This window comes from Sulfurospirillum diekertiae (assembly GCF_011769985.2).
GTDB classification, from domain to species: domain Bacteria; phylum Campylobacterota; class Campylobacteria; order Campylobacterales; family Sulfurospirillaceae; genus Sulfurospirillum; species Sulfurospirillum diekertiae.
The window spans coordinates 1,731,835-1,746,513 of the sequence record NZ_CP039734.2 but is presented as its reverse complement, the minus strand read 5'-3'; the positions used below and the strand labels follow the sequence as shown (position 1 = coordinate 1,746,513).

At 40.5% G+C, this 14,679-nt stretch carries 17 protein-coding genes; 14 read left to right on the top strand and 3 right to left on the bottom strand.

Annotation, left to right across the window (positions count from 1 at the left end):
• Positions 1-22: 22 nt before the first annotated feature.
• The 12 genes from FA584_RS08880 (at position 23) to FA584_RS08825 (ending at position 9,758) form a co-directional block, all read left to right on the top strand.
• On the top strand, positions 23-478 hold the full coding sequence (locus tag FA584_RS08880) for a diheme cytochrome c (protein WP_167749208.1): 456 nt from the start codon (positions 23-25) through the stop codon (positions 476-478).
• The gene (locus tag FA584_RS08875) at positions 475-882 is read left to right on the top strand and encodes a cytochrome b/b6 domain-containing protein (RefSeq protein ID WP_167749207.1); all 408 of its coding nucleotides are present in this window, start codon (positions 475-477) and stop codon (positions 880-882) included. Before FA584_RS08880 ends, FA584_RS08875 begins: the two co-directional genes overlap by 4 nt.
• On the top strand, positions 791-1,579 hold the full coding sequence (locus FA584_RS14720; protein ID WP_167749206.1) for a cytochrome b/b6 domain-containing protein: 789 nt from the start codon (positions 791-793) through the stop codon (positions 1,577-1,579). The genes FA584_RS08875 and FA584_RS14720 overlap by 92 nt, the downstream gene beginning before the upstream one ends.
• An 8-nt stretch (positions 1,580-1,587) precedes the next feature.
• Positions 1,588-1,965, top strand: a complete 378-nt coding sequence (locus FA584_RS08865; protein WP_096046964.1) for a Spy/CpxP family protein refolding chaperone — start codon at positions 1,588-1,590, stop codon at positions 1,963-1,965.
• Positions 1,962-2,630, top strand: a complete 669-nt coding sequence (locus FA584_RS08860) for a response regulator transcription factor (RefSeq protein WP_167749205.1) — start codon at positions 1,962-1,964, stop codon at positions 2,628-2,630. Before FA584_RS08865 ends, FA584_RS08860 begins: the two co-directional genes overlap by 4 nt.
• Before the next feature lies 1 nt (position 2,631).
• Positions 2,632-3,855, top strand: a complete 1,224-nt coding sequence (locus tag FA584_RS08855; RefSeq protein ID WP_167750825.1) for an ArsS family sensor histidine kinase — start codon at positions 2,632-2,634, stop codon at positions 3,853-3,855.
• Positions 3,856-3,988: 133 nt separating this feature from the next.
• Entirely contained in the window at positions 3,989-5,032 is a 1,044-nt protein-coding gene (locus tag FA584_RS08850; RefSeq protein WP_167749203.1) for an STAS-like domain-containing protein, read from the top strand.
• A gap of 264 nt (positions 5,033-5,296) precedes the next feature.
• Entirely contained in the window at positions 5,297-6,607 is a 1,311-nt protein-coding gene (locus FA584_RS08845) for a DEAD/DEAH box helicase (RefSeq protein WP_167749202.1), read from the top strand.
• Between the two features lie 127 nt (positions 6,608-6,734).
• Positions 6,735-7,208 (top strand): hypothetical protein, encoded by a 474-nt coding sequence (locus tag FA584_RS08840; protein WP_096046958.1) that lies wholly within the window; start codon positions 6,735-6,737, stop codon positions 7,206-7,208.
• Positions 7,205-7,708, top strand: a complete 504-nt coding sequence (locus FA584_RS08835) for a PaaI family thioesterase (protein WP_096046957.1) — start codon at positions 7,205-7,207, stop codon at positions 7,706-7,708. Before FA584_RS08840 ends, FA584_RS08835 begins: the two co-directional genes overlap by 4 nt.
• Positions 7,709-9,496 (top strand): DNA helicase RecQ, encoded by a 1,788-nt coding sequence (gene recQ / locus FA584_RS08830; protein ID WP_167749201.1) that lies wholly within the window; start codon positions 7,709-7,711, stop codon positions 9,494-9,496. It abuts the gene before it with no gap.
• A 64-nt stretch (positions 9,497-9,560) separates the two neighbouring features.
• Positions 9,561-9,758: a YwbE family protein gene (locus FA584_RS08825; RefSeq protein WP_096046955.1), complete on the top strand. Its 198-nt coding sequence runs from the start codon at positions 9,561-9,563 to the stop codon at positions 9,756-9,758.
• A 2-nt stretch (positions 9,759-9,760) separates the two neighbouring features.
• Here FA584_RS08825 and FA584_RS08820 read toward each other — a convergent pair whose 3' ends face one another.
• The gene (locus FA584_RS08820; RefSeq protein WP_167749200.1) at positions 9,761-10,576 is read right to left on the bottom strand and encodes a phosphate/phosphite/phosphonate ABC transporter substrate-binding protein; all 816 of its coding nucleotides are present in this window, start codon (positions 10,574-10,576) and stop codon (positions 9,761-9,763) included.
• A complete protein-coding gene (locus FA584_RS08815) occupies positions 10,566-12,038 on the bottom strand; it encodes a sensor domain-containing diguanylate cyclase (protein WP_167749199.1) in 1,473 nt (490 codons plus the stop codon). Before FA584_RS08815 ends, FA584_RS08820 begins: the two co-directional genes overlap by 11 nt.
• A 228-nt stretch (positions 12,039-12,266) precedes the next feature.
• On the opposite strand from FA584_RS08815, the gene FA584_RS08810 reads away from it, so the two are divergent.
• Positions 12,267-12,854, top strand: a complete 588-nt coding sequence (locus FA584_RS08810) for a DUF2179 domain-containing protein (RefSeq protein ID WP_167749198.1) — start codon at positions 12,267-12,269, stop codon at positions 12,852-12,854.
• A gap of 52 nt (positions 12,855-12,906) precedes the next feature.
• Here FA584_RS08810 and FA584_RS08805 read toward each other — a convergent pair whose 3' ends face one another.
• Positions 12,907-13,548, bottom strand: coding sequence for a flavodoxin family protein (locus FA584_RS08805; protein ID WP_096046951.1), 642 nt, complete (start codon positions 13,546-13,548; stop codon positions 12,907-12,909).
• Between the two features lie 132 nt (positions 13,549-13,680).
• On the opposite strand from FA584_RS08805, the gene FA584_RS08800 reads away from it, so the two are divergent.
• On the top strand, positions 13,681-14,580 hold the full coding sequence (locus FA584_RS08800; RefSeq protein ID WP_167749197.1) for an AraC family transcriptional regulator: 900 nt from the start codon (positions 13,681-13,683) through the stop codon (positions 14,578-14,580).
• The last annotated feature ends 99 nt before the right edge of the window (positions 14,581-14,679 follow it).

The following is a 14,679-nucleotide window of genomic DNA, read 5'->3' as shown; positions in this document are numbered from 1 at the left end:
CAGAACTAAATAAAGGAAAAAAATGAAAAAGATATTTTTAATGACAGCACTTGGACTAACTTTTGCGTTTGCGGGTAACGTTGCACCGGTGAATAATGCCTTGTATCAAAAAGAGTGTGCGAGTTGCCACTTTGGCTATCAACCAGCCCTTTTAAGCAAAACATCATGGGAAAAAGTGATGGGAAATCTCAGTGATCACTTCGGAACCGATGCCTCTTTGGGCAAGGCTGAGCATGATCAGATTTTAGCGTATCTGGTAAGTAATGCAGGAAGTGGTAAAATAGCGGCTAATAACAATTCCATGCGCATTACCGAGTCGCCTAAGTTTATCAAAGAGCACCGCGAAGTACCTGCTCGGTTGATAACACAAAAAGAGGTTGGTTCACTGTCCAATTGCAGCGCTTGCCATATCTTGGCCGATCAAGGCAATTATTCGGAACGCGCGATTAAAATACCAAATTACGGGAGATGGGAATGAAAAAAATATTCGTGTGGGGACTTTATACGAGGGTCTCACATGTCCTTTTGATGGTGATGATGCTAGCGGCATTTTTAACCCCCGAAGTGAAACGATTGCTCACTTTACATGTAGCGCTTGGATATACGCTCGCACTGCTCTTTCTCTTTAGAATCTTGTGGGGATTTATGGATGTCAAGTATTCTAAATTTAAAGATTTTAACTTTAGTCTGAGCGATTTAAAAGAGTATATGTTCTCCATTTTTGGCAACAAAAAAGAGCATATTGGGCACAATCCAGCGTCAAGTTACGCCATTGTAGCGATGATCGTTTTTGACGTTTTTGACCGTTGCAACAGGTGCTTTAACGTATGGCGTGAAAGAGGGTATGGGTCTGTTTTCCTTTATGAATCACACGATGTTTAGGGATATGAAGGTTTTTAAAGAGGTGCATGAGCTTTTCTCCAACGTCCTTATGGCAGTCATTTTTGCGCATATTGCAGGCGTTTTACTCGATAAATTTCTGCATAAATCACGTGCCTTGGAATCGATGGTCGATGGTTATAAGATAGGCAATGAAGAGGGGGTTAAACTCACATGGGTGCAAAAAGCTTTCGGCGTTGTTGCCATTACTCTTTCCCTTTTCGCATTTGTTTACATGCTCCTTTCTCCTAACAGCCTTCTAATCGCCGATGGCAATCAAAAAATGGATTATGCCAAAGAAAATCCTGCGTTTTACAAAGAGTGTATCAGTTGTCATACACTCTATCCGCCCTTTTTACTGCCTTCAAAATCGTGGGTGAGCATGATGGATACCTTGCAAAACCATTTTGGCGATGATGCTTCACTGGACGCTGCTACCACAGAATCTATTAAAGCATTTTTAGTGAAAAACAGTGCTGAGACATCGACCAAAGAGTCTTCTATGAGGATTCTTGCCAGTTTGGACAAAGAGAAAACGTACCTTGCCATTACTGAAACGCCTTTTTGGAAAAACCGCCACAAAGAGATTGACAAAGCGGTGTTTAAAAGAGCCGATATTGGAAAACCATCGAATTGTAAGGCGTGCCATGATAATATTGAAAATGGACTCTTGAACAATCGTGACATTAAACCTATATAGGAAAAGGGATGAAATTACTTTTGATCTTCCTTCTCACCCTTTCACTCTATGCTGACCATGATGGCAAAAAAGAGCATCAACTCAGCAAAGACCTCTCCTATTTGGAATTATCACACGATCAAAAAGAGCGTATTAAAGGCATTTTGAAACAGTACCGTGTGGATTTGAAGGGGTTTCGTGAGTTTAAAGAGAAGATGAAAGATCAAAAAGAGAATGCACTTTTGCAAGAGAGCGTGAATGAAGACGATTTACAGAAGCTGAACCAAGCGATTAACCAAAAAGCCACCATGATTGAAACGCATTTTTTAGTGCAAATGCACGCTATTTTGACACCCGAACAGCGCCAAAAATTTGCGCAGAATCTTGAAGAGTGGGAAGTGGAATGAGCGAGAAAATTTTACTTATCGAAGATGATTTGGAGATGCAATCACTGATTGCGGATTATTTACAAAATTATGACTTTGACGTGCAGGCTTTTGACAAACCTAAAGAGGCACTGGAACATCTCAAAGCAAACCCGCAGTACAAAGTGATCGTGCTTGATCTGATGCTTCCACAAATGGATGGGTTTGATGTGTGTAAAGCCATTCGCTCGATGAGTGATGCGCATATTATTATCTCCTCAGCGCGCAATGAACTCAGTGATAAAATCTTAGGCTATGGCGTGGGTGCGGATGATTACCTCGCAAAGCCGTATGAGCCACGCGAATTGGTGCTTAAGATCAACTCACATTTGCGCAGAAATACTCTCTCTAAAAAAAGAGTAGGGGAGTTTGAAATCGATGAAGCGAAGATGGAGATCACGTTGGACGGTTATCTCTTAGACCTCACCAAAATCGAGTTTGACATTTTGTTGCTCTTACTTTCCAATCAAGGCAAAGTCTTTTCACGTGAGGTGATTTTTAACGCGATTAACGGCATTGGGTATAACTCCAAAGATCGCACGGTGGATATGCACATCAGCAACCTTCGAGCTAAAATAGGCGATGATTCTAAAAATCCCAAATACATCAAGTCCGTTTGGGGCATCGGCTACAAAATGGTCGGTTAAGATGTCCATTTTTACCAAACTCTTTTTACTTTTTTTAGTCAGTCTTTCGTTGATGCTTTTTGTCTCACGCGAAACGAACGAACTTACCCAAACTAAAATAGAGATGCTCTTAAAAGAGAAGTATTTTCAAGCTTCCACAGACCTCTTTCGTGACCTTGCCAATAATGATCAAGCTGCCCTTAACAAAAGGCTTATAGCCTTTAATTTTGAAGTGATTTCAGAGCCTCAAAATGTGCTAGAGCATTCCAAAAGTATTTATGAAAAAAGTAGTTCTTTTGGTGAAGTGAAAGTTTTGAAGGACACAAAAGGCAGATACTTTTTATTAATGAGTTATTTAGACGATAGCCTACTAATACGTGATAAGACCCAAATAGAGGGTTTTTATCATTTTGATACCGTGAGTTACCTCATTTTTGCCGATATTTTCGTGCTTGTCATCACGTTTTTGATGATTATAAAGCTTATTTTTCCCCTCAAACAGATTGCGTTAACGCTTCAAAAATTTGGCGAAGGTGCTTTACATGTAAGAATGAAACGCCTTGGCTCTAATGAGCTGGGCAAGCTCTGCGATACCTTTAATGCGATGGCGTCGAACATCGAAGCGCTGATTCTCTCACGCCAACGTCTGCTTCGTGACATCGGGCATGAGCTTCGCACCCCGCTTGCCAAATCCAAACTTGCTTTAGAAATGTTAGGCGAGGGAAAGTATCAGAAAAGCCTCAAAAAGGCGATTTCGCAGATCGATGAGCTGACCCAAGAGCTTTTAGAGATCGAACGGCTCAATGCCAATATGGAGCAACTAAACCTAAGCACTTTTGATGCGGAAACACTGATCTCAGAAGCACTTTCCCGCGCCCTCATTGAAGATGAAAGTGTGGTGGAACTGTGCATCGAAGAGAGTTTTGAGATCAAGGGCGATCTGACTTACCTCTCCATCGCTCTGAAAAATCTCATCGACAATGCTCTCAAATACACCACGCAAAAGCCCATCATCATCGAAGTCAAAGAGCACACGATCAGCGTTAAAAGCAAAGGCGAGGCGTTGGAACACACATTGGATTACTACTGTGAACCATTTGCGCAAGGGGATGCGGCAAGAGGTGTTGAAGGGTTTGGCTTAGGGCTTGGCATCGTTCAAAAAATCGTACAAAAACACGGGTTTGGATTTGAGCTTACATGTAAAGAGGGGTGGAATAGTTTTTCACTGCTTTGTGCGAAATTTTAATGTTATTTCTTGATGGAGTTGATGAATGAAAGTTAAAAGCTTAGTCCTTATTCTTATTTTCAGACTTTTTCTCATCGTCCTTTAAGTAAATACCATATATACTTTAAGTAAATAGCTTTCTTAAAGGATAAAAATGACACACAAAGAAAAAGGTCAGCAAATCCGTACACAAATTTTAAGAGATGTTGTACATCATCCCAATGATATTTCAAACCATATCTCTACTATTTTTTCTATTACGCCACAAGCTGTTTTTAGACATATTAAAGTCTTAGAAAATGAAGGTAAGATTGCCACAGAAGGCAAAGGGAAAGGTAAGCGTTACTTCTTGGGACCAGTGAGAGAGTACAGACGCTCTTTTACTATCAGTAAAGAGCTTTCAGAAGATATTCTGTGGCGAAACTATTTCTCTTTTATCTTTGAAGGAGTCAGTGAAAATGTCATAGACATATGCCAATATGGCTTCACGGAAATGGTTAATAATGCCATTGATCATTCAGAAGGTAATATCTTATACATCGATGTTAGCAGAACTCGAGAAGACATAATGATATATATTATTGATAATGGTGAGGGTATATTTAGGCGCATTCAACGATTATGTCATCTTGAAGATGAAAGACATGCCATTATGGAACTATCAAAAGGTAAATTAACTACAGACCCAGAAAGGCATACTGGTGAAGGTATTTTTTTTACTTCTCGCATGTTCGATAAATTCGATATTGTCTCAAAAGGTCTAAATTTTTCGCACGACAACAACCATGAATTTGATTTTTTGTTTGATTCACCTGTCAAAATGGAAGAAGCAGGAACGATGATTATTCTAAAAATTTCTATCCACTCACAAAGGCGTATTAAAGATGTGTTTGATCAATTTACAGAAGACACGTTGCAAGTAGGGACATCTCAGTTTAACAAAACAATTATTCCAGTAAAGCTTGCACAATATGGAAATGAAAAGCTTGTATCTCGCTCACAAGCCAAAAGATTATTGGTTCGTATCGATAAGTTTCAGTATGTTGTCTTTGACTTTAAAGGAGTAGAGAGTATAGGGCAAGCGTTTGCTGATGAGATTTTTAGAGTATATGCGCATCAAAATAAAGAGACAATTCTTTTACCAGTCAATATGAATGAAGAAGTTGAATCAATGGTAAACAGAGCATTGGGTATATAAAAGTTTCTCATGGGAAACTTTTATACCATATTGCTTTTCTTTCATGTAACCTTGTTTTTCTAACCTTTTTGCAAAGTGATTCTAAGGGGCTAGAGTTAAATTTTTAACTTTTATCTAGCAAAGAATACACCTTTTAAAGAAAAAACTCTTTATATGTAAAGGTTTGGAATAGCTTTAGCATTCAGATGCCTTAAACAAGGACAGTTCGATTCTTTAAATAAAACTTAGATACAATCGTGTCATTAAGATACATAAAGGATAGAGATGTTATTTGAAAAGCTAGGCTTGATTGCGCCACTACAAGAAGCAGTAACTGAACTTGGGTACACAAAACCAACGCCTGTGCAGACAAAGGTCATCCCTTTGGTATTAGAGGGTAAAGATGTTATGGCAACGGCACAAACGGGCACGGGAAAGACGGCTGCGTATGCACTTCCACTCTTACAAATTCTGAGCAAAAAAACACAAAAATCAACTACGAAAAAAGTAGTGCGTGCGCTTATTTTAGTGCCGACTCGTGAGTTGGCATCGCAAGTTAATATGAATGTGCAAGAGTATGGCAAAAACCTTGAGTTAAACATCGGGGCGATTTACGGCGGTGTGAAGTTTACACCGCAAGTGAAGAGGTTAGAAAAGGGCATTGATGTTCTTATCGCCACGCCTGGAAGGCTTCTTGAGCATATCAAACTGGACAATGTTGACCTTTCTCGTGTAGAAATGCTCGTTTTTGATGAAGCCGATAGAATCCTTGATATGGGATTTTGGGATGAGGTCGAGTTATTGCTCTCGTTGCTTCCTAAAAAACGTCAAACGCTTCTTTTCTCCGTCGGACTTTCCAAATCGGTTAAACGTCTTTCTGAAGTGAGCTTGAAAAAACCTGTCACGGTGGCAATCAACAATCAAGGCGAATTTGCCAAAAACGTACAGCAGACCATCTACGTGGTGGACAAAGAACGCAAATGCGAGATGCTCTCTTTCATGATCGGTACGGAAAACTGGCATCAAGTGTTGGTCTTTACCAAAACGAAACAGAGTGCCGATGAGGTGGGTGATTATCTTAGTAAAAGTGGCTTAAAAACACTCGTTTTACATGGCGATAAAGCCCACGCACAACGCACCAAAGCCGTTGCGGCATTTAAAGAAAATTCCATTCGCGTTTTAGTGGCTACGGACATCGCTTCACGCGGTCTTGACATCGAAGATCTGCCGCATGTCATTAACTACGAACTCCCAGGAGACGCCGAAGATTATCTGCACCGTGCGGGCCGAACGGGGCGTGCGGGTAAAGAGGGACGAGCGATTTCGTTTGTTTCTCAAGAAGAAAAGTTAAAGTTAAAAGAGATTGAGAAAATCTTAAAATACACGCTTAAAACAGAGTTTTACCCTGGTTTTGAGACCCAAGTTTGGGTTGAAAAAGAGGCGAAAAAGCATACGATTCAAGCGAAGATTGATCGTGAAAAAGCCAATAAAAAGCCGATGGGGCTTCGTAAAAAACGCGAGGAAATCAAAGCCGTTAAAGCCAAAAAAGCGGCTAAAACATGCGGTATTGGCGCTAAAAATTGTAAGGTGAAATAAAGCACCAACGGTGCGTGGGCACTCTGCGCAAGCATACTCAGCGTTAGCGTAGCTTTTGGAGCTTTGCTCTAAAGGCGTGTTAAGAGTTCAGAATGAACTATATAAATGGGAGTAAAAGGTAAAAATGATGATGGTTGAGATGCAAAAATTGCACTATTTTAAAGATTTTATTGAGAAAGAGGAAAATCCTATCGGGAAGAACCTTTATGTGATGGTCTTAGCAGTCGAAGCGTACTATGAATTTATGGCAGAAGTGCTTATTCCTGGAACGTCTCGTAGTATGACACAGTTTAAACTGCTCGAAGAGTTGAGGGCGTTAAAAGTGATTAATGAGCAAGAGTTTGTCATTATGAACGAGACACGCAAACTTAAAAATGAGCTGACACACCGTTTGGATTATCAAGTTGATTTGAAATATGTCTATGATTTTTGCAACAACTGTACGGTGAAAGATAAGATTGTTCCTGCAAATAAAGAAGATCATAACGAGCTTGAAGCGTCTCTTTTGGATGCCCTTTTGAAAAGCTATAAAATCGTCGATCTTAAACTCTACTCTAGAATGCGTAAAGAGCTTGAAAAGGTGCATGGAGTAGAGGCGTGAAATTTAAAGTAACGGGGAAACAGCATATCTCCAAAAACTGTTTAGTGTGTGGCATTGAAAACCCTTTTGGTCTGAAAACGAAGTTTTACGAGCTGGAAAACAAAGAGATTGTGGCGTATTTTACGCCGCATACCTACCTTCAAAGTTATCCGGGTATTTTGCACGGTGGCATCTCAGCGACGATTTTGGATGAGACGATTGGTCGAGCGATTATGGCGCATTACGGACAAAAGAGCTTTGGCGTGACGATAGAGCTGAACTTAAAATATAAAAAGCCTGTGCCGCTTGATGTTGAACTCAAAGTTGTTGGGCGTATGACTAGCGATAAAGGGCGCATTTTTGAAGGCACAGGAGAGCTGATACTTCCAAGTGGTGAAGTCGCTGTCACCGCCTCAGGACGCTATATGAAACGCGATGTGACACAGATCGTTGAAAACGATTTTATCGAAGATGAGTGGTTTGCAAGCGATGGAAAAGATAGAGACGAGATAGACCTTTAAGTGACTGAGCCATACCGTATTCTTCAAAGTGTCTTTGGACACCACCGTTTTAGAGCGTATCAAGAAGAGGCTGTTAATGCTATTTTAGCGCACAAAGACATTATGATGATCTTGCCCACAGGAGCAGGGAAGTCACTCTGTTATCAGCTTCCCTCTTTGGTGATGGAAGGACTTAGCGTAGTCATTTCACCACTATTAGCCTTGATGCACGACCAAATTACCGCACTTTCCACCTTTGGTATCAAAGCTTCGATGATCTCTTCAATGCAATCACCTCAAGAGATCCAAGAGACGATGCAAGCGTGCCAAAAAGGTGAGATTAAACTGTTATACGTTGCACCTGAACGCTTAAAAGGCGAGTCGTTTTTACACTTTTTGCAAACCCTTCCGATCAATTTTTTTGTCATTGATGAAGCACATTGTGTGAGCGAGTGGGGGCATGAGTTTAGGGAAGATTACCGACAACTCTTTCGTCTTAAACTCTATTTTCCACAAACACCCATTGCCGCGTTTACGGCAACGGCGACGAAGATCGTCGAACACGATATTTTGCATCAGCTCAGTCTCTCAAACCCGTTAATCATTCGTGCCAAAGTGGAACGTGATAATCTCACGATCAAAGCGGACTATCGCAACTCCAATGGGCGCGAGCAACTTCTCTCTTTTTTGAGTGCGTTTGAAAACGAAAGCGGCATCATTTACACGCTGAGTCGCAAAGAGACGGAAAGCTTGGCGCAGTTTTTAAGCACACGCAATATCCTTGCACGTGCGTATCATGCGGGACTTCCGACCGAAGAGAAAAATGAGACGTTTCGCGCTTTCTTAAACGATGAGATTCAAGTCGTTGTCGCAACCATCGCCTTTGGTATGGGCATCGATAAGAGTAACATTCGTTTTGTGGTGCATATGTCACTGCCTAAAACCATCGAGAATTATTACCAAGAGATCGGGCGTGCAGGGCGTGATGGCTTGCCGTCTTCGACGTTACTGCTTTTTTCCAACTCAGACATCGTGGAGCGCAAGCGTCGCATTGGTGAACAGCCCGCTTCTGAGTATCAAACAGTGGCGTATGAAAAGCTCGAAGCGATGGCAAAATTTGCCTCGTCGCAGGTATGCAGGCATCAGCAAATTGCGAGTTATTTTGACGATACGATTCTTACATGTAAAACACGTTGCGACAACTGTATCGATGGTGAAAAGCAGAGCGTGGATATCTCGTATGAGGCGTTAAAATTGCTATCGAGTGTCTACCGCACAGGACAGCGTTTTGGACTGCAATACGTGGTCGATGTCTTAATGGGTGCAAACAGCGAAAAGATCGAGCAAAACGGACATCAAAGCCTTTCTGTTTTTGGCATCGGAAACGATAAAACCAAAGCGCAGTGGCTCAGCATCGGCGATAGGTTGCTAGAGCTAGGAGCGCTCAATGTGGGCGAATACCGTGTGGTGAGTCTCAGTGAATATGGCGCGCAAATCATCAAAGAGCGTTTAAGCGTCAGCATTCATGCGAAGCGTTTGGAAGAGCGTCAAAAGGTCAAAAAAGCCAAAAAGGTTGTGTTGGGTACATTTGAGCTCTCAATTTTTGAGAAGTTACGCGCGTTGCGATCTGAAATTGCCAAAGAGAATGGCATTCCTCCGTATGTCGTTTTTAGCGATAAAACCCTTAAAGAGATGGCGGAAAAACTCCCACTGGATAAAGAAGCGATGCTGGAGGTCAGTGGGGTCGGTGAAGTGAAGTTTGAGCGCTATGGTGAAGCCTTTTTGGAGTTGTGCGAAAAGCTCTCATAGGCTTTACATGTAAAGAAAAAATGCGCAATAGGGTACAATACTCTTTTACATGTAAAGGAGACTTATGAGTGCAGGACAGATTCGCAGTAACATTCAAAAAGGTGTGAAAGTGCAGATCGTTTTAAAAGAAGATCAACGCAGTGGCAAGCTGACATTGGGTGTGGTCAAAGATATTCTGACCAATTCTGCCAACCATCCTCATGGCATTAAAGTGCGCTTGGAGAGTGGCGAAGTAGGGCGTGTGAAAGAAATTATTCTCTAAATTTACTCTAGGGTATTGAGCCGATCGTATAACGTTAACGGTTTTTGAGTAAATCCAACGATAGCATCATTTTTGGTCTGGTGTGATGAAAAGTGCATGAGGAGCTGTTGGATTTGATCTACAAAAGCTGGATTTAGCTTTGAAGAAGCAATCATGACATCCAGTGGTATCTCTTCCGTTGTTGCCAAGATACGAATTTTATTTTGTTCTTCGGTTGATAAATTATAATATGCGCCACTTGCAACCGCCCCCGCATCAATCGATTTTTCTAAAAGGGCTTGTAGCACTTTCGTATGTTTTTTAAGCATGTAGGTTTGGCTTAAATCATGCAGTGGATCGACACCTTGTTGCTTCATAAGAAAACGTGGGTATACATACCCCGAAGTTGAACTTACATCCGTAAAGCCAAATCTTTTCCCTCTTAAATCATGGAGTGTTACAATAGAACTATCAGCTCTTGTAACAATCAATCCTTGGTAAGAACTCTCTTTTTGTCCATTTTCATTGATCATTTCAAGCGTTGCCAAATAGTGAGTATTGGGTACATTGTGGCGTAATGTAGCAAAAAGTTTCGGAGAAACAGAAGCGATATCGACCGATCCATTCTCAATCAAACTCACCAGGTGATCGTAATCTTTAGAAATAACAAAGACAATCTCTTTGTTTAAAGATTTCTCCAAGTACGTGATCAGTTCACTGTACAGTTCTCGAAGCTCTTCAGGATTGCGATACGGATTGACGCCAAATACGAGCTTGTCTTGGGCTATGATCGTGCTACATAGCCAGATTAAAAGGAGTACGATTATTTTAATCTTCATATTCCACCCTGTTCCTTCCACTGTTTTTTGCTTTGTAAAGTGCAGTATCAGCTCGATTTAAAATGGTATTGGATGTGTCATCTTCATGATAGGTTGCAACACCTAAACTAATGGTTACGGACTGAGGATAGTGTTCAAAATGCAGCTCCGCAATTTTTGCACACAACCCTTCGGCTAAAATGATCGCTCCTTGCAGAGACGTTTCAGGCAGGATGAGTAAAAATTCTTCGCCACCCCATCTGCCAACGATGTCGCTTACACGCATTGCATGGTACATTGTATGGGATAAATGCAGTAAAACATGATCGCCAATTTCATGTCCATACGTGTCGTTGATTGTTTTGAAACGATCAATATCAAGCATAATAATAGAAAAATGGACACCTCTGTTTGCCTCTTTTAGTTTTTGATTTAGGCACTCTTCTAGTTTGCGTCTGTTGGCAAGAGAGGTGAGTTGATCGGTCGTGCTGAGTGCTTCAAGTTCATCTTGGGTATCTGCTATTTTTTGGCTCATTTTAAAAAGTGCTTCCGCAATCTTTTTAACTTCTGGTGCTGTGTGATCAAAAATCACTTTTTGTGTTCGGGTAATGACCTCTTTGATGGAAATGTGATCTTCATAAAAGTCAATGAGCAAGTGGGTTAAATTTTCATAATCCTTGAGATGTTTTAATAAAACGATGTGAAGCGCAATAAAGAGAAGCACAAAAGCGAGCGCAATACTGAGTAAAAAATTGGTACGGGTTTCTTTAAGGGCACTCAGCTCTTCTTCTGAAGTTAACCCTATATGAAAGGTTGCCTCTTGAACACCTAATGTTTGAAGGCTGACATGAAGTGTGGAAGTATTAAACAGTTTTTGACTATGCGTAGTTGAAATATCTTGATAAGCTGAATGGTAGGTAATGCTCATATTGGTTCCCTCAACCATTTTATTTAAGAGGGCTTGATCAATAGCGATGGCAACACAAATGATGCCAATAGGTTTTTTACCGTATTGTTTAATACGAGACGCAAAAACAAGGCACTCTTGGTTATCAATGATATCAATGCCCAAAAAAGTATCGTTGTGTAAGACTTGTTGAAAATAAAATGTTTTGGAAACATCATCGCCAAAGCTGTATTCTGCTTCGCCTCTACTGATGACCGTGCCTTTCAAATTCATAAAATGTATTTTATCACTCGGGGATGATAAAAAAAGTTTGCCCCAATTAAAAAGTAGATCGGTGTCATTACTGATAATACCCGTTGTTACTTCTTGCGAATTCATTAAAATTTTGGCTGATTTTTGTAAATTTTGGAGCATCTCTTCAAAACGTGTTTGCACCATTTCTGTTTGAATCAGTGTTTTGTGGTCAAAGGCTTTTTGTTGTGTGAGATACAATGTTTGGATTTGGTAGATACCAAAAATAAAAATAGCCAATAACTGAGTAATGGTGAGGATGAGAATTTTATTATAGAGTTTCATGGACAGAACTCAAAAAGAGAGTCGTGTAGATCATACTTTGACAAAAAAAATATATCAAACTCTGTTTTAAAAACATTTATTTCTCATTTAGTCTTTCATTTATAGTTCATTACCGAGATGATTGTATCATATTTTGGTTACAGCATTTTTTGAAAATTCTTAAAATAGGGCAGGTTTAATCAGGAGGTGTTATAATGAAAAAAAAGAGTTCAACGATAAGGTCATCAAATGAGCGAGATACTCCATCAAGAGTGGTTTGCCTTGTATGGCATACCAGTTTTAATTGCATTCGCACGGATTTGCGATGTCAGCATTGGTACGCTTCGTATCATTTTTGTCTCCAAAGGGCTTCGATTATGGGCGCCAATTTTGGGATTTTTTGAAGTCACAATCTGGCTTTTGGCCATCTCTAAAGTTATGGAAAACCTGACCAATCCTATCAATTATATTGCCTATGCACTTGGGTTTTCACTGGGAAATTACATTGGGATGTTTATTGAAAATCGTTTAGCGCTTGGCATGGTGGTGGTGCGTATTATTACGAAGAGGGATTCGCATGCCTTAGTTACCGTTTTACGTGATCTTGGTTACAGTGTCACAGTAGTGGATGCTGAGGGAAATATGGGTGCTGTGAACATCATTTTTACGCTGATAAAACGCTCGAGTATTAAAGTCATTACACCGCTTATTTTGCACTATAACCCACAAGCGGTTTATTCCATTGAAGATGTGAGACATGCGAGTGATCCAAACTTCCCAACGGTTCTTACAAGGCGTTCACGTTTTTCACAGTTTATGCGAAGTATGCGGAAGTAAACGACGCCATTCCCTAAGGCAAAAGAGCCTTAGGGGTTTTACATGTAAAAATTTAGCGTACGAAATTAGTCATAATTTTAGCTTCTTGTTCTGGGAAAGGTACGTTGTTTTCCTTGGCATTTTGAACCATTTTAAGGGTGAATGCCATATTTTTTCCTAAAACGCGTGCAATTTGCATCCCTTCCAAATCCTCATGAACCTCTCCTGGAACTCTTCCGTGCGCAACATTCCAGTAGTTCGTTGTTGGCATAATCATCTCAGCATAGGTAAGATAGTGATTCATCGCATCAAAAGTGCTGACACCGCCTGATCGACGTACGGCTACGATGCTGGCTCCTACTTTATGGCGAAAGAGATTGCCATTGGCAGAAGAGACGTAAAATGCGCGATCCAAAAAGGACTTCATCGTTCCTGCAATACCTGCCCAGTGAACGGGTGTTCCAAGGATGATACCATCGGCTTCTTTCATCTTTTGGATGTACTCATTAACATGCGCATCATCTTTGGCGATACAACGCTCATCTTGATTTTTTGCACAGCCACCACAGCCAAAACAGCCTCGAATAGTTTTATTGCCGATGTGCAAGACCTCTGTTGAAATATTTTCTTTGGCCAATTCTTGTGCAATCGTATCAATTAACTGTGCCGTGTTGCCATTTTTATTAGGGCTTCCATTGATCGCTACTACGTTCATATACTTTTATCTCCTCTATTTTTGGTACTTGTTGATCGAATTGTAACGTAAGTGTTGATAAAGTAGATAGATAATTTAGACACATTTATTGCCTATTACTGTACAATTCACTTTTACATGTAAAGGAAACAGATGGACAGCTCTGCTAAAAAAAATGAATTGATTCAACTCTTAGAGTCTCTTTTACCCGAAGAGGGTACGGTGCAAACAGACATTACCTCTCTTAGTCTTTCAAAAGTTTCCAAAAGCTCTGAGTTTGCCTGTTCGATGAGCGAACCTTCGATCTATTTTATTGCAAGAGGTGTTAAGGAAGTGCATTTGGCGGAACAAATTTATACGTATGATGCGTCCACTTATATGATCTCTTCGGTACATTTACCACTCAGTGGTAAGATCATTGAGGCAAGTAAAGAAGCGCCGTATTTAGCACTAAAACTGACTTTTAGCTTAGATGAAATGATGGAAGTGGTGCAAGAAAGTGGTGATGCTTTTATGCAGCCCTGCACAAAAAAATGTGACTGCGCTTTGGTGATGGGAGAGATGGATGAAGCGCTTTTAGACGCACTCATTCGGTTGGTTTCTCTTTTGAAACATCCAAAAATGATTGCAACCTTGTCTCCGCTGATTGTTAAAGAGGTTTTGTACCGTTTATTGGACCATCATCCTCAGATGTTTATTAAACAGTTTGCGACGATGGGAAGCCACGCATACCGCATTATGCAAGCGATTCATCAGATCAATACCCATTTTGAAGAGCCATTGCGTATTAGCGAAATGGCACATAGTCTTGGCATGAGTAACTCATTGTTTCATCGACATTTTAAAAATGTGACGACATTAACACCGATTCAATACCAAAAAAAAGTACGCCTTCAAATGGCGCGAAAACTACTTTTAAGCCAACATGTCGATGCCGCTACCGCTTCGTTTCAAGTGGGTTACGCCAGCCCATCACAATTTAGCAGAGAGTACACACGCATGTATGGCATGCCACCTAAAAGTGATGCAAAACGACAAGGTAAAGCTTTGTAAATCTTTACATGTAAAGGTTTGCGCCGAGAGTCATTTTATGATTTTAAAGTGATGTGACATTCTCTATACCCAATATAACGCCTTTACAACACTTGATAG

What these genes read in the sequence shown, in the direction of transcription:
- FA584_RS08820 (WP_167749200.1), bottom strand. Translation starts at nt 10,576, where the DNA reads ATGAAGATTAAAATAATCGTACTCCTTTTAATCTGGCTATGTAGCACG.
- FA584_RS08875 (WP_167749207.1), top strand. Translation starts at nt 475, where the DNA reads ATGAAAAAAATATTCGTGTGGGGACTTTATACGAGGGTCTCACATGTC.
- FA584_RS08880 (WP_167749208.1), top strand. Translation starts at nt 23, where the DNA reads ATGAAAAAGATATTTTTAATGACAGCACTTGGACTAACTTTTGCGTTT.
- FA584_RS08800 (WP_167749197.1), top strand. Translation starts at nt 13,681, where the DNA reads ATGGACAGCTCTGCTAAAAAAAATGAATTGATTCAACTCTTAGAGTCT.
- FA584_RS08805 (WP_096046951.1), bottom strand. Translation starts at nt 13,548, where the DNA reads ATGAACGTAGTAGCGATCAATGGAAGCCCTAATAAAAATGGCAACACG.
- FA584_RS08840 (WP_096046958.1), top strand. Translation starts at nt 6,735, where the DNA reads ATGATGGTTGAGATGCAAAAATTGCACTATTTTAAAGATTTTATTGAG.
- FA584_RS08810 (WP_167749198.1), top strand. Translation starts at nt 12,267, where the DNA reads ATGAGCGAGATACTCCATCAAGAGTGGTTTGCCTTGTATGGCATACCA.
- FA584_RS08825 (WP_096046955.1), top strand. Translation starts at nt 9,561, where the DNA reads ATGAGTGCAGGACAGATTCGCAGTAACATTCAAAAAGGTGTGAAAGTG.
- FA584_RS08855 (WP_167750825.1), top strand. Translation starts at nt 2,632, where the DNA reads ATGTCCATTTTTACCAAACTCTTTTTACTTTTTTTAGTCAGTCTTTCG.
- FA584_RS08850 (WP_167749203.1), top strand. Translation starts at nt 3,989, where the DNA reads ATGACACACAAAGAAAAAGGTCAGCAAATCCGTACACAAATTTTAAGA.
- FA584_RS08860 (WP_167749205.1), top strand. Translation starts at nt 1,962, where the DNA reads ATGAGCGAGAAAATTTTACTTATCGAAGATGATTTGGAGATGCAATCA.
- FA584_RS08865 (WP_096046964.1), top strand. Translation starts at nt 1,588, where the DNA reads ATGAAATTACTTTTGATCTTCCTTCTCACCCTTTCACTCTATGCTGAC.
- FA584_RS08815 (WP_167749199.1), bottom strand. Translation starts at nt 12,038, where the DNA reads ATGAAACTCTATAATAAAATTCTCATCCTCACCATTACTCAGTTATTG.
- FA584_RS08845 (WP_167749202.1), top strand. Translation starts at nt 5,297, where the DNA reads ATGTTATTTGAAAAGCTAGGCTTGATTGCGCCACTACAAGAAGCAGTA.